We start from the raw sequence: 25,069 nt of genomic DNA on the forward strand, positions 1-25,069 counted from the left end.
ATATCGGCGCCGCGCGCGGGTGGGTCCCTGCGCGCATATCCAAGCCGGATAGACGCTTACCCCACGGTTTTCAAGGCCGTCAGAACGCCACCTGATCGCCACCCTTGAGGTCCAGGATCTCGCGGGCCTCGTCCGGGGTGGCAACGGCATGACCGAGATCCTCGATGATCCGGCGGATCTTGGCGACCTGCTGGGCGTTCGACGTGGCCAGCTCGCCGCGCGAGATGAACAGGCTGTCCTCCAGCCCCACGCGCACATGCCCGCCCATCTGGCTGGCCGTCACCGCCAGCGGAATCTGCGCCGCGCCGGCCGCCAGGACCGACCAGCGATACTGGTCGCCGAACAGCTTGTCGGCGGTGCGCTTGAGAAACACCAGGTTGTCCACGTCGGCGCCGATCCCGCCCAGAATCCCCAGCACGAACTGCAAGAACACCGGCGCGCGGAAATGCCCCTGATCCATCATGAATTTCAGGTTGTAGAGATGGCCGACATCGTAGATCTCGTGCTCGAACTTGATCCGGTGCGGCGCAAGCGTTTCGGCGGCTTCCTTGATGTCCTTGAACGTGTTGCGAAAAATGTTCCCCTCGGACCCTGCGACATAGGGCTGCTCCCAGTCAAACTTCCACGCCTGGTAGCGGTCGGCCAGCCCGTGGAAGCTGAAATTCAGCGACCCCATGTTCATCGAGCACATTTCGGGCGAAAAGGTCCTGGCGGGGGCGATCCGGTCCTGGATCGTCGCGGTCAGCGACCCCCCGGTCGAGATGTTCACCACCGCGTCCGTCGCCTGCCGGATCCGCGCCAGGAACGGCGCGAAATCGGCCGGGTCGATCGACGGCGCCCCGGTGGCATCGTCGCGCGCGTGCAGATGCAGGATCGCCGCCCCGGCCTCGGCAGCCGCGATCGCCTGCGTGGCGATCTGGTCGCTGGTGCAGGGCAGCGCGTCCGACATCGTCGGCGTATGGATCGCACCGGTCACAGCGCAGGTGATGATGGTCGTCGGCTTTCTGGCCATGGCGGACGGTCCTTTCGATAGACGCGCCATGATTGTCCCAAGCCCGCCCGCAATCAAGACCACGTCCGCGCCGGACGGGCATTATTGCCCGCCCGGTCGCCGGCCGTTCACCAGGCACCGACCCGGTCGAGGTCCGCGCGCAGGTCGAAATCCAGCGCCTGGGCCCGCGGCCGCGTCAGCACCGAGACCAGCACGAACAGGCCCAGGCTGGCCCCGCCCACGCTGAGCGCCAGCACCGGGTTGAACACGCTCACGCCCCGGATCATCGCCATCCACACCGCCAGCGCCGCGCCCCCGCCGATGGACGCCAGCGCCCCCGCCGCCGTGCCGCGCCGCCAGAAGAACGCCCCGATCGTCGCCGGAACCGTCACCATCAGCCCCGCGGCCGACAGCGCCGCCAACTGATCGACGATCTGCGCCTTTTGCACCGCGAACAGGCTGGCGAACAGCACGACCAGGATCACCACAACGCGCCCCGCCAGGATCTGCGCCCCGGGTTGGGCGCGCCGCATCAGGTCGCGCGCGACCATCGCCCCCAGCGTCAACGCAATGGAATCGAGGGTCGAGACCGCGGCGGCCAGGATCCCCAGCACCAGTAGCACCGCCACCCAGGCCGGGATCGCCCCCGAGGTCAGCAACGCCGGCGTCGCGGCGGCCGAATTCTCCAGCCCCGGCGCCAATTGCAGCGCGGCAAAGCCCCAGGTCACCGCGATCAGCGTGAACGCCAGGCCAAAGCCCAGCACCCACAGGATCATGCGCCGCATCGCCGCCATGTCCTTCAGGATGAACAGCCGCTGGCTGACCTGCGGGTTCGAAATCGCGAAAAAGAACCACGGCAGCGACAGCGCCACAAAGGTGCCCAGGCTCCACAGCCCGGGCCCGGGCACGCCCAGCCGTTCGCCCTGCGCCTCGGCGACGCCGCCGGCAAAGGCACCCCAGCCGCCCAGCGCCGCCACCGCGAACAGGATCGCCAGCAGCGCCGAGCCCAGCATCACCACCGCCTGCACCGCATCCGTCCACGCGACCGAGCGGATCCCCGCGACCAGCGTCCAGACCGCCGCCAGCAAGGCACCTGTCGCCACCGCCTGCACCAGCGTGATCTCGCCGCCGGTGACGCCCGACAGCAGCAGGCCGATCCCGGCCATCTGCGTGGTGCAATAGGGCATCAGGAACACCAGCGCGACCAGCGCCGCCAGCCGCGCCACCCAGGGGCTGCCGTAGCGTGCGCCCAGCATCTCGGCCGGCGAGATGAAGCCCCAGCGCCGCGCCGCCAACCAGAAGCGCGGCGCAAAGATCACCAGCAGGCCCAGACCCGCGAAATAGATCAGTTCGAACCCCAGCGCGCCGATCCCGCCGCGATAGGTCAGCCCCGTCAGCACCACCAGCATGAAGGCCGAATAGGTCGTCGCGGCATAGCTCAGGCCCGCGACCACACCGCCGAACGCGCGCCCGCCCAGGTAGTAATCCTCGGCCGTGCCGGTGTTGGCCCGCGCCGCGCGCCAGGCCAGCAGCAGGCCCAACCCGGCAAAGACGGCGATCGCCGTCCAGATCGTCGTTGGCGCCAGCATCACGCGTCCCTCCAGCCACGAATGCCCAGCGCGATCAGCACGATCACCGCCAGACCAAAGGCGCCCCAGAACCCGGCGACCGCCCAGCCCTGCCCCCCTGCCAGCACGCCATAGGGCACCGCCACGCCCGCCAGGACCAGAAGCGCCAGCGCCCCCAGCCACAGCCCGAACCCGCCTCGCTTCGCCATCGTGCACCCCTCCTCGGCCGCAAAGGAAGGGGGCCGTGTAGGACGCGCCGGCCAACCACGCAAGGGGAAAAGACCTCTAACCCTTGTTTTTGCAGCATTTTTTACTATACGGTCAAGCAACTGCCGGGTGCGAACGGGATTTGCATCCGCGCGGGCGGGGCGCTAAACCCCGGCTGACCAGACCGGAGCACAGCATGATCCTTTATCCCGCGATCGACCTCAAGGACGGCCAGTGCGTCCGCCTCTACAAGGGCGCGATGGACCAGGCGACGGTCTTCAACGACGACCCGGCGGCGCAGGCGGCGGCCTTTGCCGCGCAAGGCGCCGAATGGCTGCACCTGGTGGACCTGAACGGCGCCTTTGCCGGAAAGCCGGTGAACGCCGGCGCGGTCGACTCGATCCTGAAATCCGTCGCCCTGCCCTGCCAGCTGGGCGGTGGCATCCGTGACATGGCCACGATCGAAACCTGGCTGGCCAAGGGCCTGCGCCGGGTGATCCTGGGCACCGTGGCAGTGGAAAATCCGACCCTGGTGCGCGAGGCCGCGCGCGCCTTTCCCGGGCAGGTCGCGGTCGGCATCGACGCCCGCCAGGGCCGCGTCGCCACCAAGGGCTGGGCCGAGGAAACCGATGTCATGGTCACCGATCTGGCCCGCGCGTTCGAGGACGCAGGCGTGGCAGCGATCGTCTATACCGACATCGACCGCGACGGCGCCATGCAGGGACCGAACGTCGGCGCGACAGCGGCCCTGGCCCGCGCCACCACGATCCCGGTGATCGCCTCGGGCGGGGTCTCGTCGCTGGCCGATCTCGTCGCGCTCCGGGATTGCGGCGCGCCGCTGGACGGCGCCATCTCTGGCCGCGCGCTTTATGACGGAAAACTCGATCTGGGCCAGGCGCTGCGCGCGCTCAAGGCCTGAGCCCGGGCCCTCGGTCTGGCCGCGGCGCGCACGGGGATTTTCAAGGGGGGCGTGCCCCCCTTGAAGCAGGGGGTGCGGGGGGCGGCAGCCCCCCGCCTTTCGCTGACCCTTTCGTGACCCGAAAGGCGGCAGATATGCGCCGAACAGCCCCCCTGGGGGCCTTTACGGCACGGCCCCGGCAGGCCTATAAGGGCCGCGCCACGCCCCCGCCCTGACCCGCAGGGACCTTCCATACTTTCAGGATGATCGCCACATGTTTGGACTGACAGGCCTCTTTTCGTCGGATATGGCGATCGACCTCGGAACGGCGAACACCCTGGTCTACGTCAAGGGCCGGGGCATCATCCTGAATGAACCCTCGGTCGTCGCCTATCACGTCAAGGACGGGCGCAAGCAGGTGCTCGCCGTCGGCGAGGATGCCAAGCTGATGCTCGGCCGCACCCCCGGCTCGATCGAGGCGATCCGCCCCATGCGCGACGGCGTCATCGCCGATTTCGACGTGGCCGAGGAAATGATCAAGCATTTCATCCGCAAGGTGCACAAACGCTCGACCTTTTCCAAGCCCAAGGTCATCGTCTGCGTCCCCTATGGCGCCACGCCCGTTGAAAAGCGCGCGATCCGCCAGTCCGTGCTGTCTGCCGGCGCGCGCCGCGCGGGGCTGATTTCCGAGCCCATCGCCGCCGCGATTGGCGCGGGCATGCCGATCACCGATCCCACCGGTTCGATGGTGGTCGATATCGGCGGCGGCACGACCGAGGTCGCGGTTCTGTCCCTGGGCGACATCGTCTATGCGCGCTCGGTCCGCGTCGGCGGCGACCGTATGGACGAAGCGATCATCAGCTACCTGCGCCGCCACCAGAACCTGCTGATCGGCGAATCCACCGCCGAGCGGATCAAGACCACCATCGGCACCGCCCGGATGCCCGATGACGGGCGCGGCAAGGTCATGCAGATCCGCGGCCGCGACCTGCTGAACGGCGTGCCCAAGGAAATCGAGATCACCCAGGGCCAGGTGGCCGAGGCACTGTCGGAAACCGTGCAGACGATCTGCGAGGCGGTGATGATCGCGCTGGAAACCACGCCCCCCGACCTGGCCGCCGACATCGTGGACCGCGGCGTCATGCTGACCGGCGGCGGTGCGCTTCTGGGCGATCTGGACCTGGCGCTGCGCGAGCAGACGGGCCTCATCATCACCGTCGCCGACCAGTCGCTGAACTGCGTTGCCCTGGGCACCGGCAAGGCACTGGAATACGAAAAGCAACTGCGTCACGCCATCGACTACGAAAGCTGACGCCCTTCCCGCCCCTGTGAAGAGGGATCGCCGTGGCATCTGACCGGAGCAACGAGGCCGATTTCGTCCGCCCCGTCCGGCGCCTCGTCATCGGGGTGCTGGCGCTTTTGCTGCTGGCGCTGTTCCTGTTGTGGCGCATCGACAGCCCGCGCGTGGAACGCTTCCGCACCGCGGTTCTGGACACGGTCGTGCCGAACATGGACTGGGCCATGGCGCCCGTCACCCGTGTCTCGCGCATGGTCGAGGATTTCCGCAGCTATGCCCGCATCTACGAACAGAACCAGGAACTGCGGCGCGAGTTGCAGCAGATGCGCGCCTGGCGCGAGGCCGCCCTGCAACTGGAACAGCGCAACGCCCAGTTGCTGGACATGGCCCGCGTGCGGCTGGACCCGCAACTGACCCACGTCACCGGCGTGGTGATGGCCGACGCCGGCAGCCCGTTCCGCCAGTCGGTGCTGATCAACGTGGGCGCGCGCGACGGAATCGTCGATGGCTGGGCGGTGATGGACGGGCTGGGCCTTGCCGGGCGCATCGCCGGCGTTGGCGAACGGTCGTCGCGGGTGATCCTGCTGACCGATTCCAACAGCCGCGTGCCGGTCATCGTGCAGCCCTCGGGGCAACATGCGCTGCTGTCGGGCGACAATACGGCGATGCCGGTGCTGGATTTCGTCGAGAATGCCGATGAACTCAGGCCCGGCGACCGGGTCGTCAGCGCCTCGGACGGCGGGGTCTTCCCACCCGGCCTCCTGGTGGGCGAGGTCGCGCAAGGGGCGGACGGGCGCACCCGCGTGCGGCTGGCGGCGGATTACGGGCGGCTCGATTTCCTGCGCGTGCTGCGCTCGCGCCCGGCCGAACAGATCGACCAGACCGGCGCCCTGCTCAGGCCCGTCGATCCCTCGGGGACACCGCTGGACCCGACAACCGGCGTTCCCGCCCCCGCGCCCCTGGCCGAGGCCGAGCCCGACACCGCGACCGAAACCGTCGAGCCGGTGCCCGCCGTGCCCCTGCCCGGCGGCGCCGAGGCCCCGGTGACCGACGGATCGCAGAATGAATGAAACCTGGCGGCTGAACACGCTGGCCCATCTGGGCCTGTGGCTGGCGATCGCGGGGGTCGGCACGCTGATCCACATCCTGCCGCTGTCGGGGCCGGAACCCGGCTGGCCCGCACCCGACCTGTTCCTGGCGCTGACGCTGGCCTGGGTGCTGCGCCGCCCCGCGCATCTGCCCGCCGCCGCCATCGCGCTCACCTTTCTGGCGCAGGACCTGGTGCTGATGCGCCCGCCGGGCCTGTGGGCGCTGATCGTGCTGGGCGGCAGCGAGTTCCTGCGCCGCCGCGCCTCGGTCGTGCGCGAGATGAACCTGCTGCTGGAATGGGCGATGGTCAGCGCGGTGCTGATCGCGATGACCCTGGCCTATCGGTTCGGTCTTGCAATCGTGATGGTCGGGCGCGATCCCCTCGACTTGAGCCTGGCGCGGCTTGCGGTCACAATCCTGGTCTATCCGCTGGTGGTCTGGGCGTTGCAATCCGTGCTGCGCGTGCGCAAGCCCGCGACTGGCGAACTGGACGAGCTGGGACGGAAACTATGAAGCGCCCGCCCAAGGATACCGAGGAAAGCGCCCGCCGCATTTCGCGCCGCGCCATGCTGATGGGCGGCGCGCAGATGGCGTTTGCCGGGGTGCTGGTGCTCAGAATGCGGCAGTTGCAGCTGGGCCAATCCGAGGAATTCCGCCTGCTGGCCGAGGAAAACCGCATCAACATCCGACTGCTGCCGCCGTCGCGCGGGCTGATCGCGGATCGCAACGGCAATCTTCTGGCCCAGAACGTGCAGAACTATCGCATCGTTCTGGTGCGCGAGGACGCGGGCGAGCCCCGCGCCGCGCTGGAACGCCTGTCCGCGCTGATCCCGCTGACCGCTGACGAGATCGACCGCGCCGAGCGCGAGATCATGCGCCACCGCCCGTTTGTCCCGGTCACCATCGCCGACCAGCTGAACTGGGAGGAAGTGGCCCGCGTCGCCGCCAACGCCCCGGCCCTGCCCGGCATCACGCCCGAGGTCGGGCTGACCCGCTTCTATCCCTTCGGCGCGGAATTCGCGCACACCGTCGGCTATGTCGGCCCCGTCTCGGAACGGGACCTGGAAGGGCGCGAGAACCCCGACCCGCTGCTGATGATCCCGCGCTTCCAGATCGGCAAGATCGGGGTCGAACGCGAATACGAGGACCTCCTGCGCGGATCCGCCGGGCACCGGCGGATCGAGGTGAACGCCGTCGGCCGCGAGATGCGCGAACTCGACCGGCAAGAAGGGGACGCGGGCGCCAACGTGCAATTGACGCTGGACCGTGCCTTGCAGGCCTTCACCCTGGCCCGGCTGGGCGAGGACAGCGCCGCCGCCGTCGTGATCGAGGTGCAGACCGGCAACATCCTGGCCCTGGCCTCGGCGCCATCGTTCGATCCGAACCTGTTCGTGCGCGGCATTTCGGTCGCGGATTTCGCCGAGCTGCGCGACAACGATCACCGCCCGATGTCGAACAAGACCGTGCAGGGCGCCTATCCGCCCGGTTCGACCTTCAAGCCGGTGACGGCGCTGGCGGCCTTTGACGCGGGGCTGGCCACACCCGACGAGCGGGTCTTTTGTCCCGGCTATATCGAGGTCTCGAACCGCCGGTTCCACTGCTGGAACCGGGGCGGGCACGGGCGGGTCAACCTGACCTCGGCGCTGGCCGAAAGCTGCGACGTCTATTTCTACGAGATGGCCCAGCGCGTCGGCATCGACCGGATCAACGCCATGTCCGAACGCATGGGCCTGGGCTTTCGCTACGACCTGCCCCTGTCGGGGATTTCCAGCGGGCTGAACCCATCGCGCGAATGGAAGCGCGAGCGGCGCGATGCGGAATGGGTCGTCGGCGACACGATCAACGCCTCGATCGGGCAAGGCTATGTGCTGGCGACGCCGTTGCAATTGGCGGTCATGACCGCGCGGATCGCCACCGGCCGGGCGATCCTGCCGCGCCTGGTCCACGCCATCGACGACATCGAGCAACCCGTTCCCGATTATCCCGCGCTGGGGCTGGACGCGGCGGCGCTGGCGCAGGTGCAGCGCGGCATGTGGGAGGTGTCGAATTCGAACCGCGGCACCGCCTATGGGTCGCGCATCGTTTCGGCCGATCTGCGCATGGCGGGCAAGACGGGCACCAGTCAGGTGTTCTCGATCACGTCGGCCGAACGCGCGGCGGGTCTGCGCCGGCAGGATCAACTGCCGTGGAACCGCCGCGACCACGCGCTGTTCATCTGCTACGCACCCGACACCGACCCGCGCTATGCGGTGTCGGTGGTCGTCGAACACGGCGGCGCCGGCTCGTCGGTCGCCGCGCCCATCGCCCGCGACATCATCCTGGCCGCCCAGAACGGCGGCTTGCCCCCGCTCGAGGCCTACCCCGCCCCGCAGCGCAATCGCATCGAATCCGTGATCCGCGCCATCAGCGAGCGCATCGGCCCGGCCGCAACACCACAAACGGGGCGCAACCGGGCATGAGCTATCTGGAATACAACGTCAAACGGTCGCCAACCGGACTGAGCAAGGTGCTCTATGTCAACTGGGTGCTGGTGCTGCTGCTGACCGCCGTCGCCTGCGTGGGCTTTCTGCAACTCTATTCCGTGTCGGGCGGGCAGTTCGACCGCTGGGCCGAGCCACAGATGCAACGCTTTGCGCTGTCGCTGGCGGTCATGTTCACCATCGCCTTCGTGCCGCTGTGGTTCTGGCGCTCGATGGCCGGGATGGCCTATGCGGTGTCGGTGCTGCTGCTGCTGGGGGTCGAATTCTTCGGCTCGATCGGCATGGGCGCGCAGCGGTGGCTCGAACTGGGGCCGATCCGGCTGCAACCCTCGGAAATGACCAAGATCACCGTCATCATGGCGGTCGCGGCCTATTACGACTGGCTGGACATCCGCAAGGTCTCGCATCCGCTGTGGGTGGGGGTGGCGCTGCTCATTATCCTGGTGCCCGCGTTTCTGGTGGTGAAACAGCCCGACCTGGGCACCGCGCTGCTGATTATCGGCGGGGGCGGAATGGTGATGTTCTTCGCCGGGGTCAGCCTGTGGTATTTCGGCGGGGTGATCGGGCTGGTGATCGGGCTGATTTCGGTGGTCTTTGCCTCGCGCGGGACAAGCTGGCAGTTGCTGCACGACTATCAGTTCCGCCGCATCGACACATTTCTGGACCCGTCGCTGGACCCGCTGGGAACCTCGTATCACATCAACCAGGCCATGATCGCGCTGGGGTCGGGCGGATTGTCGGGGCGCGGCTTCATGCAGGGCACGCAGTCGCGGCTGAACTTCCTGCCGGAAAAGCAGACCGACTTCATCTTCAACACCCTGGCCGAGGAGTTCGGCTTCATCGGCGGCGTGTTCCTGCTGGCGCTCTATATCGGCATCATCGTCACCTGCATCGTCGCGGCGATGCAGTCGAAGAACCGCTTTGCGGCGCTGCTGATCCTGGGCATCGCCGGGAACTTTTTCCTGTATTTCGCGGTCAACATGGCGATGGTGATGGGCCTGGCGCCGGTCGTCGGCGTGCCGCTGCCGCTTGTCAGTTACGGAGGCTCGGCGATGCTGATGATCCTGATCGGCTTTGGCCTGGTGCAATCCGCCTGCATCCACCGACCGAGGGAACGCGCATGACCATCCTTTTCGCCGCCGGCGACTGGCGCTGGCCGATCTGGGAAGCCCCTCTGCGTGCCGCGATGCGCGATGCCGGGCTCGATGACGGCGCGCTGACCCTGCGCGCCGACCCCGCCACGGTCGAGGCCATGATCTACGCCCCGAACGCCGAGACCCCCGACGATTTCACGCCCTATTCCCGGTGCAAGGCGGTGCTCAGCCTCTGGGCCGGGGTCGAGCGGATCGTCACCAACCGCACGCTGACGCAACCTTTGTGCCGCATGGTGGACCCGGGCCTGACCCAGGGCATGGTCGAGTATGTCACCGGCCATGTGCTGCGGACGCATCTGGGCATGGACACCCTGTCCCGGACGCGGTGGCAGCCGGTGCCGCCACCCCTCGCCGCCGAACGGCCGGTGGCGATGCTGGGGCTGGGCACCCTGGGGACGGCCTGCGGGCAGGCGCTGGCCTGCCTGGGCTTTCCCGTGCTGGGATGGAGCCGGCGGGCAAAGGACGTGCCGATGATCGAATGTCACCATGGGCGCGAAGGGCTGCGCGGCGTGCTGGAACAGGCGCAGATCGTCGTCACCCTTCTGCCCGCCACGGCGGACACCGAAAACACGCTGAACGCCGAAACCCTGTCCTGGCTGCCCGCGGGCGCTGCAATCGTCAACCCGGGGCGCGGCACGCTGATCGACGATGCGGCGCTGCTGGAGGCGCTGGACAGCGGGCAGGTCGGTCACGCGACCCTCGATGTCTTCCGCATCGAGCCCTTGCCACAGGACCACGCCTATTGGGCCCATCCCCGCGTCACCGTCACCCCGCATATCGCCGCCGAGACCCGCCCCGCCACCGCCGCGCAGGTGATCGCCGAGAACCTGCGCCGCCTGCGCGACCATGAGCCGCTGCTGCACCGCGTGGACCGCGCCGCCGGGTATTGAGCGCAAGGTCGCGGCTTGATCCCGGCGCGCGGAACGGGTCTGATCCGGAAACTCGGGAACAGGGGATCGCGATGTCGAATCAACCGCATACCGATCCGGTGATCGACCTGCTGGCGCCCGCCTACGCGGCACTTGCGGACCGGATTTGGGACACGCCGGAGCTGCGCTACGGCGAAACGCGCTCGGCCGGCGAACAGATTGCCACCCTGCGCGCCGCCGGCTTTCGCGTGACCGAGGGGCTGGCGGGCATCCCCACCGCGTTCATGGCGGACTGGGGCGCCGACGGGCCGCTGATCGCCTTTCTGGGCGAATTCGACGCGCTGGCGGGCCTGAGCCAGGCGGCGGGGGTGGCGGTGAAAACGCCGTTGGAACAGGGCGGCAACGGGCACGGCTGCGGTCACAACCTGCTGGGCGCGGGGGCGATGCTGGCGGCGACGGCGTTGCGCGACCATCTGCGCGACACCGGGCGCGCGGGGCGCGTTCGCTACTACGGTTGCCCGGCGGAAGAGGGCGGCTCGGGCAAGACCTTCATGGCGCGGGCGGGGGTGTTCGACGGGGTGGACGCGGCCTTCAGTTGGCATCCCGGCTCGTTCAACGCGGTCTCGCCGGCGCGATCTCTGGCCAATGTGCAGGTCTATTACCGCTTTCACGGCCGCGCCGCCCATGCCGCCGCCAGCCCGGAACTGGGCCGCTCGGCACTGGACGCGGTCGAACTGACCTCGGTCGGGGTGCAATACCTGCGCGAACACATGCCCGAAAAGGCCCGCATCCATAGCGCCATCACCCAGACCGGCGGCCTGTCGCCCAATGTCGTGCAGGACCATGCCGAGGCGCTGTATCTGATCCGCTCGCCCGAACCCGCCGACGCGCTGGCCCTGTTCGAACGGGTGACACGGATCGCCCGGGGCGCGGCCATGATGACCGAAACCGAAATGACGTTCGAGGTGGACAAGGCCTGCTCAAGCCTGTTGCCGAACCGGGTGCTGGACCGCCTGATGCAGGCCGAACTGGAACGCCTGGGCAACCCCGGTTTCGACCCTGAGGATCACCGCTTTGCCGCCGCGATCCGCGACACCCTCGGTCCGCAGGACGTGGGCGCTGCCTATCGCATGTTCGGCATCGACCCGCCGGCCGAGGCGCCGATCCTGCACGAGGGCACGCTGCCCCTGGCCCCCGAAACGCTGATCCTGCCCGGTTCGACCGATGTCGGCGATGTCAGTTGGCAAACCCCGCTCACCCAATGCACCGCCGCCACCTGCGCGCTGGGCACGCCGTTTCACAGCTGGCAACTGGTCGCGCAGGGCAAATCGGCGATGGCCCATCGCGGCATGATCCACGCGGCAAAGGCGATGGCCGGCGCCGCCGAACGGCTGATCGCGGACCCCGCCCTGCTGGCCGAGGCCCGCGCCGAATTCGCCGCCCGCACCGCCGCGCGGCCCTATGCCTCGCCCTTGCCAGACGACGTGCTGCCCCCGCCCCTGCGCCAGAGGGCCGCGCAATGAGCACCCTCGGCACGCTCTTGCGCGACCTGGTGCCCGGTCCCGACGGCATCGCCGCGCATATCCCCGAGGGGTGGATGCAGGGCCGCACCGCCTTTGGCGGCATCACCGCCGCGCTGGCGCTGGCGGCCGCCCGCCTGGCGCTGCCCGATCTGCCGCGCCTGCGAACGATGCAGGTGGCCTATCTGCGCCCGATTGGGGCCGATGTGACGCTGCATGTCAGCCTGGTCCGCGCCGGCCGCACCAGCAGTTTCGTACGCGTCGAGGCCTGCGCGCAGGATGCGATTGGCGCGACGTTCCTGTTCGTCTTCGGCGCCGCGCGGCCGTCCAGACATCGCCACGACCACGCCCCCGCGCCGGCCCTGCCCGCGCCCGGGGATTGCCCGGCTTTCCTGCCCGGGGGTGCGGGGCCCAACTTCCTGGGCCGCTTCAACCTGAAACTGGCCGAGGGGCCGCACCTGGTCACCGGCTCGGACACGCCCGCCTTCACCACCTGGAGCCGCCTGGCCGATGACAGCGACGTGCCGCCCGAGATCGCCCTGGTCTGCATCGCCGACAGCCTGCCCCCGGCGGCGATGACCGGGTTCCGCACCCTCGCGCCGATCAGCACCATCACCTGGACGCTGGACCTGGCGCGAATTCCCGATCGCAACGACTGGATCAGCATCCGCACCGCCAGCCTTCAGGCCGACGAGGGGTATTCGGTGCAGGACATGGCCCTGCACGACGCCGGCGGGCGGCTGATCGGCTCGGCCCAGCAGTTGGTCGCGCTGTTCGACTAACGGCAGTAGGGCCCGCTGCGATAGCTGGCGACGTCGAAATGAAAATGGTCCTGGTGGTAGCGATCCGCCGCCGGGCTGAGCGTGGTGCCGAAAATCCCGCAGGCACCGCGATACATCTGCGCCAGCGCGCGACCGTTGCGCCCCCGCCCCCAGTCGCCCTGCACCGTCACCACATCGCCGTTCGCCAGCCGGTAGCCGGCAAAATCGATCGCCCGCCCGCGCCCGTGTTCGGAAATCCGGGCGCCCGGCTGGCTGTTGCGCGTGCGGCAGGAATAGTCCCCGATGACCCGGATCTGCGTCACCCCGCCGCCCCGGCTGCCGACGGCGGGCAGCATCTGCTCGCGCACCCAGCGATCAAAGGCCACGGCCGCGTCGCAGCCCAGCGTCGCCGGGCGCGACAGCGGAATGCCCTGCACCGCCGTCACGCTGACCGGCGCATCGACCCCGCACCCCCGCGTGCGTGAGGTGATGGGCGGCAACTCGCGGCCGGTCAGGCCGCGCGTGTTGCACAGCCCCGCCCGGACCGGCCCTGTGGCCCCGGTGGCCCCGGTGGCCGCCGCCACGGCGCGCACGGGCTGCACCGGGCGCGTCGGCGCCCGCAACCCCGAGGGGCGTCGGCGCGGCACCAGGCTGCGGGCGACGGCCAACGCGGTTTCCTCGGCGACCGAACCGGGGGCAATACCGGGGGCAATACCGGGCGCGGCCAGCGTGCCGGCCAGCGCCTGGACCACAGCGTTGTCGGTCACCGGAACGCCCACGGCCGGACCGCCCAGCTGCGCCGGACGCGGGCGCGGAAAGAGCGAGTGCCACGGCACCTCGGCCAGCGCCGTGCCGGCGCCCAGGATCAGGCTCAGGATCAGCAGAACCGCCCGCACGCGCCTAGCCCTTTCGCCCGCGGCCGAAATCGGGCGCGTCGGTGTCTTGTCCTGCCTCGATGATGCCGCGCCGGATCGCGCGAGTGCGGGTGAAATAGTCGAACAGGTGATCGCCGTCACCCATGCGGATGGCGCGTTGCAGCACAAACAGCTCCTCGGTGAAGCGGCCCAGGATGTCCAGCGTCGCGTCCTTGTTGGTCAGGAACACGTCGCGCCACATCGTCGGATCGCTGGCCGCGATCCGCGTGAAATCCCGAAACCCCGAGGCCGAATACTTGATGACCTCGCTTTGCGACACGCGGCGCAGGTGATCGGCCACGCCAACCATCGTGTAGGCGATCAGGTGCGGCGTGTGCGACACCACGGCCAGCACCATGTCATGATGCCCAGCCTCCATCGTATCCACGTTCGCGCCCATCCCCTCGCACAAGCGGCGCAAACGCGCGACGGCCTCGGCATCGGCCCCGTCGGGCGGGGTCAACAGCCACCAGCGGTTTTCGAACAACGAGGCAAAGCCCGAATAGGGGCCCGAATGCTCGGTCCCGGCCAAGGGGTGCCCGGGGATGAAATGCACCGCCTGCGGCAGGTGCGGGCCGACCGCGTCGATCACCGCCTGCTTGACCGACCCCACATCCGTAACCGTTGCGCCCGGGCGCAGATGCGGCGCGATCTCGCGCGCGACGGCCTCCATCGCCCCCACCGGCACCGCCAGAACCACCAGATCGGCGCCCTGCACGGCCTCGGCCGCCGTGGCGTGAACGCTGTCAACAAACCCGATCTGCCGCGCCGCCTCGCGGGTTTCGGCGCTGCGTGCGTGCCCGGCGATGTGACCGGCCAAACCGTGGCGCTTCATCGCATGGGCCATCGACCCGGCGATCAGGCCCAGCCCGATCAGGGCAACCCGCTCATACACACGCGCCATCACCGCACCCCCTTGAACGCCGCCAGCACACCGACGATGCGACGGCAGGCCGCCTCGTCGCCCACGGTAATGCGCAGGCATTCGGGCAGCTTGTAGCCGGCGACCTTGCGCACCAGAATGCCGTCGGCCTTCAGCGCGGCGTCGGCGGCGTCCGCCTCGTCGGCGCTGGCAAACCGCGCGAGGACGAAATTCGCGTGACTCTCATCGCAACCGATGCCCATCTGCACCAACGCCGCGCGCAGCCAGGCGCGCCAGCGGGCGTTCTCGGTGGCGCACCAACGGGTATAGGCCACGTCCCGCACTGCCGCCTCGGCCGCGCCGAGCTGCGCGTTGGACAGGTTGAAGGGCTGGCGGATGCGGTTCAGGACGTCGATCACCGCGCGCTGCGCGTAGCCCCAGCCGATGCGCAATCCGCCCAGACCGTGGATCTTGGAAAAGGTTCGCGTCATGATGACGTTCGGATGGGCATCGACCAGCTCCGCGCCGCCGTCATACCCCTGGGCAAACTCGGCATAGGCGCCGTCCAGCACCAGCACCACGTCCGCCGGCAGCCCCTGCGCCAGGCGCCGCAGCGCAGTGTCAGGCACCATCGTGCCGGTGGGATTGGCCGGGTTGGCGATGAACACCAGCCGCGTGCGCGGACCGACCGCCGCCAGAATAGCGTCCACATCGACCACGCGGTCCCTCTCGGGCACCTCGACCGGGGTGGCGCCGACGGCATGGGCCAGGATCGGATACATCGAAAAGCCGTGCGCCGTGGTGATCGCCTCGTCGCCGGGACCGGCAAAGGCCTGGGCGATGAATTGCAGAACCTCGTCCGAGCCCACGCCGCAGATGATCCGGTCGGGGTCCAGCCCGTGCACGCCGCCGATCGCTGCGCGCAGCCCGGCGTGATCCGTGGCGGGATACCGGTGCAACTGCCCCGCCGCCGCCGCAAAGGCCGCAGCCGCCAGGGGCGACGGGCCATAGGGGTTCTCGTTCGACGACAGCTTCAACACGTCGTCGCGCCCCTTCAGCGTGCTCTCGCCGCTGACATAGAGCGCGATGTCCATGATCCCAGGCTGCACACGGATGGTATCGCTCATGTTCTTCCCCAGACGCCCCCTTCGGGGGTTTACCTCGCCCCGGTCAAGGCGACCACCCGCCTTGACCATGCTCTTCCCGCCCCCGGCATCATCTTGGCAGAAATACGCTTCACGAGGGTCCGGCCAGGTGGGTCCGGGAGGGTGGGACACCCTCCCGGCGGGGGGTGCGGGGGGCTGGCCCCCCGCCGCCACCGGCCCCCGATGCGAAAGGGCCGCCCCGGTTCCCCGGCGCGGCCCTCCACGAGGCAAGACCTCAGCCGTGGCCGGATCAGTTCTTCGCGTAATATTCGACGACCAGGTTCGGCTCCATCTGAACCGGATAGGGCACGTCGCCCAGACCCGGCGTGCGCACGAAGGTCACGGTCATTTTCGAATGGTCGGCGTCCAGGTAGTCCGGCACGTCGCGCTCGGCCGAGGCGATGGCTTCCATCACCAGCGCCATCTGCTTCGAACGGTCACGGATGGCGACGACATCGCCTTCCTTGACGCGATACGAGGCGATGTTCACCCGGCTGCCGTTCACGGTCACATGGCCGTGGTTCACGAACTGGCGGGCGGCGAAAATGGTCGGAACGAACTTGGCGCGATAGATCACGGCGTCCAGGCGGCGCTCGAGCAGGCCGATCAGGTTCTCGCCGGTGTCACCCTTCACGCGGGCGGCTTCGGCATAGATGCGCTTGAACTGCTTCTCGGTCACGTCGCCATAGTAGCCCTTGAGCTTTTGCTTGGCGCGCAACTGGGTGCCAAAGTCGGACAGCTTGCCCTTGCGGCGCTGGCCGTGCTGGCCCGGTCCGTATTCGCGCTTGTTGACGGGCGACTTGCCACGGCCCCAGATGTTTTCGCCCATGCGGCGGTCGATCTTGTATTTGGCAGCGGTGCGTTTGGTCATCGCTGATCTCCTTCTTGTCACATCAGAAGGGCGTTGTCCTTTCCGGGTTTCCCCGGCGACAGGTCTCCCCTTGCGGGGGCCGCCAACACCAATGAAAACCGGGCGCCCTGCCACTGTGGCAAGCACCCGGACGGCGCGCTTATACAGCCCGCGCGGGCAGAGTCAACGCCCCCCTGACACCCGCCCCCGCCCCCGGGATGGCGCCGGTGTCCCGCCCTTGCACCGCGCGCGCGCCATCCCCACATCCGGGCTACCGCGACATGAGGTCCGCATGATCCCCAGCCACCGCCGTTTCACCCGCCAGATCGACCGGATCGAAACCGGCCATCCGCGCCTGGGGTGGGTCGTGCGCGGCCTGACGGCGCCCGGGCGCGTGTGGTTGCGGCTGCCGGTTGCGCTGCTGCTGATCGCCGGCGGCTTCGTGGGTTTCCTGCCGATCCTCGGGTTCTGGATGCTGCCCCTCGGTCTGATCCTGCTGGCCATCGACCTGCCCCTGCTACGCCCCGGGGTCGGGGCCCTCATCGTGCGCGGGCGCGCGGCGCTGCGCCGCTGGCGCCAGGGCTAGGCCCCCACGGCAGGGCGGCGCGGGTCGCCGCGCGCGTCAGGCGGCGCTGGGGGCCAGGATTCCGGCCTCGCCCCGGGTCAGGCAGCGCCGCGCCGGATCGCCGAACCGCCCCGGATCCGAGGCCAGCCCGGGCGCCACCCGTTCGAGCGAGCGCGCATGCCAGGCCAGAACGCGCGGATCGGCCATCCCCGGGTGGAAGCTTTCGCAAGGCTGGCCATTCGCGGTGATGATCTCGTGCCGCTCCAGCATCAGGTGGATATAGCGCACGGAATCGATGCCAAAGTCCCGGCGGATGGCGCGGCCATCCTCCAGATCTTCGGCCGCGACCAGCACTTCGGCCTCGCCCAGCAGGGCCGGCGCGCGCAGCAACAGCCGGTGCCCGGGCGAGATCAGCAGGTCCCCTTCGGGGCGTCCGCGGGCCAGGGCATCGGCACGGATCCGCAGCGGCCGCAGGTGCGGATGCAGGAACAGCTCGGCGCCCGACAGGCGGGTCTCGCCGCGCCAGACCACCGGCTGCGGGCCGTTGTCGCGCGTCAGCACCCGATCGCCGGGGGCGAGTGTTTCGATGGCCCGCGCGCCGTGCGGGGTGGCGATCGCCGTGCCCGGCAGAAAGCAGATGACGCCGGCTCGGCGCGGCGCGCGGGTGGCATCGACCAGCGACAGCCCCGCGACCCACAACTCGCGGTCGGGCGGCGGCAACAGGGGGTGGAACACCGCCAGCAACCGCGCGCCCTGCCGCACGATCCGTGCCGGATAGATCCGGCGGCCATCGGTCAGCAGCATGGAATCGGCCGGGGTGTCGGGTTCGGGCGCGGACTGGGCCTGTGGCATCGCCGCCAGCGCCAGGCGCCGCATCCGGTCGCGCGCGCGCCGGCGCGGATCGTCGCGGTCCGCGGGGCTGTCCAGCCACAGCGTCGCGATGCCGGCGTCCAGTCTGCGCGCCGTGCCGCGCCAGCGCCAGGACATGCCGACCGCCATCAGATCCGGCGGCAGCCCCCATTCCTCTCCGGGCGCAGTCTGCGCCCATTCGACGGCATACACGCCGCTGAAACCCGATACACTGCTCATTGTTTTGCCTGTTTGTTTCCGGAACGGTAACAAACGCCGAGTCGTCTGGAAAGAAGGTTCTGCGCCGTCATGGCCCGGTCCAGGGCCGGTCGCCGGCCCTTTGGCGCGCGGAAAGGACCGTGCCGCCCGGCTCCAGGGCCAGCGCACCCGAGCGCGCCAGCGCGGCTGCGTCAAGGATCCGGCAGTCGCCGGGCGGGGCCGTATCGATGCGCGCGTCGATGACAATCCGCCGACCGTCGTGGCACTGGTCCGCCAGCGCCCGTTCGCCGCGCCGTCCGGTCAGATGCACCCAGACCTCGCCGTCAAAGACGAACCGCACCCCGCCCTCGACCGGCTCGAAGCCCGGCCGTGCGGCGGCGGTGGCCTGGTCGGCGCCGTCCCCGTCGGACTCGAGCCAGGCGAGCGCCGTGTACCCCGCGCCGCGAGACCGGCTGAGCACACGCCCCGCCGGGGACCAGAGGCCGACAAGCGCCCCCTCACCGTCGATCAGCAGCGCCGGCCGGGCGGCGAGGCCCCAACCGGCAAACGCCGCCGCCATCGCCCCAAGCCCCAGCCAGCGCGACCGGGCCGGCCACAGGATCAGCCACAACGCGCCCAGCGACAGAAGCGGCATCACCCAGGTCGGCGGCGCGGCGATAGGGCGCAGCGCCGCGTCGATCCCGGCGAACCAGGTGGCGACTCCCAGGATCCAGCGCGCGCCCAGCGCCATCAGGGACAGGCCGATACCCTCCAGACCCAGCGGCCAGAGCGCGGCCGCCAGAACCGCCGCCGGCATGACCAGCACGCCCATCAGCGGCACGCTGAGGATGTTGGCCAGCAGACCGTATTCGGCCGCGCGGTGGAACTGTGCGGCGGCAAAGGGCGCCGTTGCCAGACCGGCCACGACCGAGGTCGTCACGGCGCCCAGGATCGGCGCCAACCAGCGGGCCGACCGGCCCGGCGGGCTGCGCGAGCGGGCCAGGCGCTGCGCCTGTTTGCGATCGCGCAACCAGCGAAACGTCGCCACCAGCGCGACGGTCGCGGCAAAGGACATCTGAAAACCGGCCGACAGGATCGACTCGGGCCGCCAGACCAGCAGCACCAGCGCCGCCAGGGCCACCGACCGCAGCGACACCGCGCGTCGTCCGGCCAGAACGGCACCCAGCATCACCGCCGCCATCACGAACGCGCGTTGCGTCGCCACATTGCCCCCCGACAGCGCCAGATAGACCGCCGCCGCGGCCAGCGCGCCCAGCGCGGCGATGCGCCGGATCGGCCAGTTCAGCGCCAGCCAGGGCACCATCGCCAGAAGCGCCCGCAACACGCCATAGACCACCCCCGTCAGCAGCCCCATATGCAGCCCCGAGATGGCCAGCAGATGCGCCAGGTTCGAGCGGCGCAGGGCCTCGGTCGTCTGGAGGCCCACGCCAGACCGGTCCCCGGTCAGGATCGCGGCGACAAAGCCGCCCGCCTCGCCCGGAAGCCGTTGGCGGATGCCGCCGGCGATGCGCAGGCGCAACCGCGTCAGGGCCAGCGCAAGGCCCGGTTCGGGCCGCGCCAGCGTCACCACGGGGTTGCGCGTGTATCCGACCGCGCCCAGCCCGTCGAACCAGGCGAGGCGGCGGAAATCGAACCCGCCGGGCTCGACCGGCCCGCCGGGCGGGGCCAGCAGACCCGTCGTCGCGACCCGGGCCCCGGCCACCGGGTCGATATCGAGCGGCCCCAGGATCGAAACGCGCACCCGTCGAGGAACCCGCCCGGGCGCGACATCGGGCAGGACCACGCGGTCCAGCGTCAGGCGCACCGCGTCACTGCCCGACCGGTCGATGCCGACGATCCGCCCCTCGATCGGGCCATAGCGATGCCAGCCCAGAACCGGCGCGGCCACCTGTTGCGTGCGCCAGGCGGCCAGCAACGGACCGGCCAGGACCAGCGCCAGCGCCAGCGCCAGCGGTCGCCAGTCGCCGGGCCCGGTCAGCGCGGCCGCCGCGGCCAGCGTCAATCCGCCCGCCAGCAGCGTCAGCGCCGGTGCGCCGGGTTCGACCGGAAGCGCGAAATACGCACCCACGCCGATCCCCAGCAGGACGGGCACCAGCGGGAACAGCGCCCCGCGCGCCACCGCGATCGCCGCCAGCAGCCCCGCCAGCGGCGCTGGCAGGGAAACGGCGACCTGATCCTGGGCGGCGGGGCTCGACACTTGTTCTCGCCTGTCTCTTTGCCTAGAGCTTGGCGCAGCTTAGATCCCCCGTGGTTTCCGAAAGGTTAACGATCGATGTCAGCCCCCGTCGTCACCCGCTTCGCCCCCTCGCCGACGGGGTTCCTGCACATCGGCGGCGCGCGGACGGCGTTGTTCAACTGGCTCTACGCGCGCGGACGGGGCGGTCGGTTCCTGCTGCGCATCGAAGACACCGATCGCGCCCGCTCGACCCCCGAGGCCACGGCGGCGATCCTGTCCGGACTGACCTGGCTGGGCCTCGACTGGGATGGCGAGGCGATCAGCCAGTTCGAACGCGCCCCCCGCCACGCCAAGGTCGCGCGCGCCATGATGGAACGCGGCCATGCCTACAAATGCTTCTCGACCCAGGACGAGATCGAGTCGTTCCGCGAGGCCGCCCGCGCCGAGGGGCGCAGCACGCTGTTCCAAAGCCCCTGGCGCGACGCCGACCCCGCGACGCACCCCGATGCGCCTTATGTGATCCGCCTGAAGGCCCCGCGCGACGGGGAAACAGTGATCGAGGATGCCGTTCAGGGGCGCGTCGTGTTTCGCAACGACCAACTCGACGACATGGTTTGTTTACGCTCTGATGGCACACCCACCTACATGCTGGCCGTGGTCGTGGACGATCACGACATGGGCGTGACGCATGTGATCCGGGGGGACGACCATTTGAACAACGCGGCGCGGCAATCGCAGGTCTATCACGCGATGGGCTGGGACCTGCCGCAATTCGCCCATATCCCCCTGATTCATGGCGAGGACGGCAAGAAGCTGTCCAAACGCCACGGCGCCCTAGGGGTCGAGGATTACCAGCGCATGGGCTATCCGGCGGCGGCGATCCGCAACTATCTGGCACGCCTGGGCTGGAGCCATGGCGACGACGAGTTCTTCTCGGATGCGCAGGCGACGCAATGGTTCGACCTGGGGGGAATCGGCCGCGCGCCGGCCCGACTGGACCTGAAAAAGCTGGACCATCTGACGGCGCTACACTTCTCGGTGATGGATGACGCCGCGGCGCTGCATGAACTTGAGGCATTTCTGGCCGCGACCGAGGCTCCGCCCTTGACCCCGGCGCAGCGCGACGGGCTGCTGCGCGCCATGCCCCAACTGAAAGACAAGGCCAAAGGCTTTGGTCAAATCCTTGAAAGGGCTCACTTTGTCTTGACCGCGCGGCCGATCCTGCCGGACGAGAAAGCGGCGAGGCTGCTGGATTCTGTATCCCGTCGTATACTGGGCGAATTGACGCCGCATCTGCAAAATGCTAGCTGGGACCGCGAGAGACTCGAAGCCATCGTGGGCGAATCCGCCGCGCAACACGGCCTCGGACTCGGCAAGCTTGCCCAGCCGTTGCGGGCGGCGCTGGCCGGTCGGACCGTGTCGCCAAGCGTGTTCGACATGATGATTGTTCTGGGACGCAATGAGACCCTGGCGCGGCTCACGGATGCCGCAAACGGGGGTTGAGCAACCACGGCCCCGGTGCGCCGGGCCGCCAACTTGAGAAGCGAGGGACGCGATGGTCGAATCCAAGAGAAGTGCAACACTCACGGTTGGCGATACCTCGCTGGAGTTGCCGATCTATTCGCCGACCGCAGGGCCGGATGTCCTGGACATCCGCAAACTCTATGCCCAGGGCGATGTGTTCACCTACGACCCCGGGTTCACCTCGACCGCCAGCTGTTCCTCGACCATCACCTATATCGACGGCGACAAGGGCGAACTGCTCTATCGCGGCTATCCGATCGAGCAACTTGCGGACAAGTCGCACCACCTCGAGGTGTGCTACCTGCTGCTCTACGGGGAACTGCCCACCGCCCAGCAGATGATCGACTTCGAGACCCGTGTCACCAAGCACACGATGGTCCACGAACAGATGCAGTATTTCTTCCGCGGTTTCCGCCGTGACGCGCACCCGATGGCGACCATGGTCGGCGTCGTCGGTGCCATGTCGGCCTTTTACCACGATTCGACCGACATCAACGACGAATGGCAGCGCGAGGTCGCGGCGATCCGCATGATCGCCAAGATTCCGACGATCGCCGCCATGGCCTACAAGTATTCGATCGGCCAGCCCTTCGTCTATCCGAAGAACTCGCTCGATTATGCCGGCAACTTCCTGCACATGTGCTTTGCCGTCCCGGCCGAGGATTACGTCGTCGATCCGATCCTCGCCAAGGCGATGGACCGCATCATGATGCTGCACGCCGACCACGAGCAGAACGCCTCGACCTCGACCGTGCGCCTGGCCGGATCGTCGGGCGCCAACCCCTTCGCCTGCATCGCCGCCGGCATCGCGTGCCTCTGGGGCCCGGCCCATGGCGGCGCCAACCAGGCCTGCCTGGAAATGCTGCGCGAGATTGGCACCGTCGATCGCATCCCCGAATTCATCGCCCGCGCCAAGGACAAGAACGACCCCTTCCGCCTGATGGGATTCGGGCATCGGGTCTACAAGAACTTCGACCCGCGCGCCAAGGTGATGAAGGAATCGGCCGACGAGGTGCTGGACCTTCTCGGCATCCACGACAACGAGACGCTCAAGGTCGCCAAGGAACTTGAACGCATCGCGCTGGAAGACCCCTATTTCATCGACAAGAAACTCTACCCGAACGTCGATTTCTACTCGGGCATCATCCTCGAGGCGATGGGCTTCCCCACGTCGATGTTCACGCCGATCTTTGCGCTGTCGCGCGCGGTGGGCTGGATCGCCCAGTGGAAAGAGATGATCTCCGACCCGGAACTGAAGATCGGCCGCCCGCGCCAGCTCTACACCGGCGCGCCGCGCCGCGATTACCAGGACGTCGAATCGCGCTGATCCGCACGCCCGCCAATACAGCGAACGCCGCCCCTCGCGGGCGGCGTTTCCGCATCCGGACGGCGACCGCCGGGCCATAATCCGCATCCGATTTGATGCAAATTGTCGGGAATTCCGCGCCGCGCCCTCCCCTTCTTTGTGCCGGAAATATCCCGGGGGTCCGGGGGCAGGGCCCCCGGCGCCTACACCCCGCGCAACCGATGGCTGGAAAGCGCCGTGTAATCGGCCATCGCCCCCTCGGCCAGGCGCGCATAGTCGCCCGACAACACGGGCAACGGCCCCTCGGCCGCGTCGAACCCGCTCGAGGCATGAACCGACTGATACCAGACCGGCGCCCAGACCCCATCAAAGGCCTTGGGCCCCGCGGGCCAATGCAACATCCGCTCGGTAAACGGGATGTCCAGCGCCGCGCAGAGCGCGCGCAGCATCGGCTCCGGCGCGGCGCGGATATCCCCTGAATCCACCACCGGCGGCACCCGTCCCGTCCGCGCGGCGATCCGCTCGAACAGCGCGCGCTGCCGGGCAAAGCCCAGTTCCGCCAGGTCCGGCGATTCGCGTTTGCGGACATAGGACGCCACCACCCGCACCGGATGCCGGATCAGGAACGCGTGGCGGCAGTCGTCCATCCAGTCCAGCGGCATCTGCGGCAGCATGTGTTGGGTCATGTGCTTTTGATACCATAGCGCCGCCCCCCCCGGCGCCGCCCCGGTCAACCGCACCGCGCCCGGGTCGCGCGGCTGGCTGGCCAGCACCTCCGCGCGCATCGGATGGTCGAAGCCGGTCGTTGCCAGATAGGCCGCGTAAAAGGGTTCGTCCGTCACCGCGCAATCGCCGCGCGCGGCAAAGGCATACATCATCGCCGTCGAAAGGTTGCGAGGGCCCGACCACATGGCGATGCGGATGGTCATGCGCGCCCGCCGTGCCCGGCCAGCGCGCCATACATCGCCGGCCGCCGGTCGCGCCAGCAACCCCATCCGCGCCGGAACGCGGCCACCGCGTCCAGATCGACGGTCGCCGTGACATGGCCCGGCGTCGCGCGGTCGGCCTGCGCCACCACCGCGCCCGTCGCATCGGCGATGAAGGACGTGCCGTAAAAGGTGATCGGCGTCGCGCCCTCGGCCTCGGCCCCGATCCGGTTCGAGGCCACGACCGGCACCATGTTCGCCGCCGCGTGCCCCTGCATCACCCGCTGCCAATGCGGCTGGCTGTCATAGGACGGGTCCGCGGGTTCCGAGCCGATCGCGGTCGGATAGAGGATCGCCTCGGCCCCGTTCAGAACCAGCGCGCGCGCCGTTTCGGGGAACCACTGGTCCCAGCAGATGCCGACCCCCAGCCTTCCGAACCGGGTGGCGAAGGTCACGAAACCCGTATCGCCGGGCGTGAAATAGTATTTCTCCTCGTAACCGGGGTTCTGCGGGATATGGGTCTTGCGATAGCAGCCCAGGTTGGTGCCGTCCGCATCCAGCATCGCGACGGTGTTGAACAAGGTGTTGCCCGCCCGCTCATAGACGCTGATCGGCAGCACCACCCCCAGCGCCCGCGCCAAGCTTGCGAAATGCCGCACTGCCCGGTTTTCCTCAAGCGGCACGGCCAGGTTCAGGTGGCGGGCGTGCTGTTCGGCACAAAAATAGGGCGTTTCGAACAGCTCTTGCAGCAAGATGACCTGCGCCCCGTCGCTGGCGGCGGCGCGCACCAGGGCTTCGGCCCGGGCGATGGTCTCGTCGCGGTCCCAGGAACAGGCGAATTGCGTGGCGGCAAAGGTGACGGGGCGCATGGTTACTCCGGCGGATGAACCGCCAGCCTG

23 protein-coding genes are annotated in these 25,069 nt (G+C 69.1%); 12 read left to right on the plus strand and 11 right to left on the minus strand.

Features of this window, described 5'->3' with window-relative positions; all coding sequences use genetic code 11:
- Positions 1–79: 79 nt before the first annotated feature.
- From H6900_01980 to H6900_01990, 3 genes are all read right to left on the minus strand, one after another.
- Positions 80–1,012 carry a 3-keto-5-aminohexanoate cleavage protein gene (locus tag H6900_01980; protein MCC0072036.1) on the minus strand — a complete coding sequence of 311 codons (933 nt, stop codon included), beginning with the start codon at positions 1,010–1,012 and terminating at the stop codon, positions 80–82.
- Positions 1,013–1,119: 107 nt separating this feature from the next.
- A complete protein-coding gene (locus H6900_01985) occupies positions 1,120–2,580 on the minus strand; it encodes a sodium:solute symporter family protein (GenBank protein ID MCC0072037.1) in 1,461 nt (486 codons plus the stop codon).
- Positions 2,580–2,768: a hypothetical protein gene (locus tag H6900_01990; protein MCC0072038.1), complete on the minus strand. Its 189-nt coding sequence runs from the start codon at positions 2,766–2,768 to the stop codon at positions 2,580–2,582. Before H6900_01990 ends, H6900_01985 begins: the two co-directional genes overlap by 1 nt.
- Before the next feature lie 194 nt (positions 2,769–2,962).
- Here H6900_01990 and hisA point away from each other — a divergent pair, with 194 nt between their 5' ends.
- From hisA to H6900_02035, 9 genes are all read left to right on the plus strand, one after another.
- On the plus strand, positions 2,963–3,685 hold the full coding sequence (hisA, locus tag H6900_01995; GenBank protein MCC0072039.1) for a 1-(5-phosphoribosyl)-5-[(5-phosphoribosylamino)methylideneamino]imidazole-4-carboxamide isomerase: 723 nt from the start codon (positions 2,963–2,965) through the stop codon (positions 3,683–3,685).
- Between the two features lie 253 nt (positions 3,686–3,938).
- A complete protein-coding gene (locus H6900_02000; GenBank protein MCC0072040.1) occupies positions 3,939–4,976 on the plus strand; it encodes a rod shape-determining protein in 1,038 nt (345 codons plus the stop codon).
- 32 nt (positions 4,977–5,008) lie between these two features.
- Positions 5,009–6,031 (plus strand): rod shape-determining protein MreC, encoded by a 1,023-nt coding sequence (mreC, locus tag H6900_02005; protein ID MCC0072041.1) that lies wholly within the window; start codon positions 5,009–5,011, stop codon positions 6,029–6,031.
- Complete coding sequence (locus tag H6900_02010) at positions 6,024–6,563, plus strand: rod shape-determining protein MreD (GenBank protein ID MCC0072042.1); 540 nt, start codon at positions 6,024–6,026, stop codon at positions 6,561–6,563. The genes mreC and H6900_02010 overlap by 8 nt, the downstream gene beginning before the upstream one ends.
- The gene (gene mrdA / locus H6900_02015) at positions 6,560–8,509 is read left to right on the plus strand and encodes a penicillin-binding protein 2 (protein ID MCC0072043.1); all 1,950 of its coding nucleotides are present in this window, start codon (positions 6,560–6,562) and stop codon (positions 8,507–8,509) included. Before H6900_02010 ends, mrdA begins: the two co-directional genes overlap by 4 nt.
- Positions 8,506–9,654 carry a rod shape-determining protein RodA gene (gene rodA / locus H6900_02020; GenBank protein ID MCC0072044.1) on the plus strand — a complete coding sequence of 383 codons (1,149 nt, stop codon included), beginning with the start codon at positions 8,506–8,508 and terminating at the stop codon, positions 9,652–9,654. Before mrdA ends, rodA begins: the two co-directional genes overlap by 4 nt.
- Positions 9,651–10,574, plus strand: coding sequence for a glyoxylate/hydroxypyruvate reductase A (locus H6900_02025; protein MCC0072045.1), 924 nt, complete (start codon positions 9,651–9,653; stop codon positions 10,572–10,574). The genes rodA and H6900_02025 overlap by 4 nt, the downstream gene beginning before the upstream one ends.
- Before the next feature lie 71 nt (positions 10,575–10,645).
- Complete coding sequence (locus H6900_02030) at positions 10,646–12,076, plus strand: amidohydrolase (GenBank protein MCC0072046.1); 1,431 nt, start codon at positions 10,646–10,648, stop codon at positions 12,074–12,076.
- Positions 12,073–12,855: a thioesterase family protein gene (locus H6900_02035; protein MCC0072047.1), complete on the plus strand. Its 783-nt coding sequence runs from the start codon at positions 12,073–12,075 to the stop codon at positions 12,853–12,855. Before H6900_02030 ends, H6900_02035 begins: the two co-directional genes overlap by 4 nt.
- Here H6900_02035 and H6900_02040 read toward each other — a convergent pair.
- The 4 genes from H6900_02040 to rpsD all read right to left on the minus strand — a co-directional run bounded on the left by H6900_02040 (position 12,852) and on the right by rpsD (position 16,626).
- Entirely contained in the window at positions 12,852–13,730 is an 879-nt protein-coding gene (locus tag H6900_02040) for an extensin family protein (GenBank protein MCC0072048.1), read from the minus strand. The two genes, H6900_02035 and H6900_02040, sit on opposite strands and share 4 nt — an antisense overlap.
- Before the next feature lie 4 nt (positions 13,731–13,734).
- Positions 13,735–14,652: a prephenate/arogenate dehydrogenase family protein gene (locus tag H6900_02045; protein ID MCC0072049.1), complete on the minus strand. Its 918-nt coding sequence runs from the start codon at positions 14,650–14,652 to the stop codon at positions 13,735–13,737.
- Positions 14,652–15,737 carry a histidinol-phosphate transaminase gene (locus H6900_02050; protein ID MCC0072050.1) on the minus strand — a complete coding sequence of 362 codons (1,086 nt, stop codon included), beginning with the start codon at positions 15,735–15,737 and terminating at the stop codon, positions 14,652–14,654. Before H6900_02050 ends, H6900_02045 begins: the two co-directional genes overlap by 1 nt.
- A gap of 268 nt (positions 15,738–16,005) precedes the next feature.
- Complete coding sequence (gene rpsD / locus H6900_02055) at positions 16,006–16,626, minus strand: 30S ribosomal protein S4 (protein MCC0072051.1); 621 nt, start codon at positions 16,624–16,626, stop codon at positions 16,006–16,008.
- 271 nt (positions 16,627–16,897) lie between these two features.
- Between rpsD and H6900_02060 the strand changes: the two genes are divergently transcribed.
- Complete coding sequence (locus tag H6900_02060) at positions 16,898–17,191, plus strand: hypothetical protein (protein MCC0072052.1); 294 nt, start codon at positions 16,898–16,900, stop codon at positions 17,189–17,191.
- A gap of 36 nt (positions 17,192–17,227) precedes the next feature.
- Here H6900_02060 and H6900_02065 read toward each other — a convergent pair whose 3' ends face one another.
- Complete coding sequence (locus tag H6900_02065) at positions 17,228–18,259, minus strand: Hint domain-containing protein (GenBank protein ID MCC0072053.1); 1,032 nt, start codon at positions 18,257–18,259, stop codon at positions 17,228–17,230.
- 67 nt (positions 18,260–18,326) lie between these two features.
- Positions 18,327–20,384 carry a ComEC/Rec2 family competence protein gene (locus H6900_02070; GenBank protein ID MCC0072054.1) on the minus strand — a complete coding sequence of 686 codons (2,058 nt, stop codon included), beginning with the start codon at positions 20,382–20,384 and terminating at the stop codon, positions 18,327–18,329.
- Positions 20,385–20,510: 126 nt separating this feature from the next.
- Here H6900_02070 and H6900_02075 point away from each other — a divergent pair, with 126 nt between their 5' ends.
- The gene (locus tag H6900_02075) at positions 20,511–21,917 is read left to right on the plus strand and encodes a glutamate--tRNA ligase (protein MCC0072055.1); all 1,407 of its coding nucleotides are present in this window, start codon (positions 20,511–20,513) and stop codon (positions 21,915–21,917) included.
- Positions 21,918–21,969: 52 nt separating this feature from the next.
- On the plus strand, positions 21,970–23,265 hold the full coding sequence (gltA, locus tag H6900_02080; GenBank protein MCC0072056.1) for a citrate (Si)-synthase: 1,296 nt from the start codon (positions 21,970–21,972) through the stop codon (positions 23,263–23,265).
- Between the two features lie 182 nt (positions 23,266–23,447).
- On the opposite strand, the gene H6900_02085 is transcribed toward gltA, so the two are convergent.
- Positions 23,448–24,155 carry an HAD family hydrolase gene (locus tag H6900_02085; GenBank protein ID MCC0072057.1) on the minus strand — a complete coding sequence of 236 codons (708 nt, stop codon included), beginning with the start codon at positions 24,153–24,155 and terminating at the stop codon, positions 23,448–23,450.
- 14 nt (positions 24,156–24,169) lie between these two features.
- Entirely contained in the window at positions 24,170–25,039 is an 870-nt protein-coding gene (aguB, locus tag H6900_02090) for an N-carbamoylputrescine amidase (GenBank protein ID MCC0072058.1), read from the minus strand.
- Positions 25,040–25,069: the final 30 nt, after the last annotated feature.

Source organism: Rhodobacter sp., from assembly GCA_020637515.1.
In the GTDB taxonomy this organism is placed as follows: Bacteria; Pseudomonadota; Alphaproteobacteria; order Rhodobacterales; family Rhodobacteraceae; genus Pararhodobacter.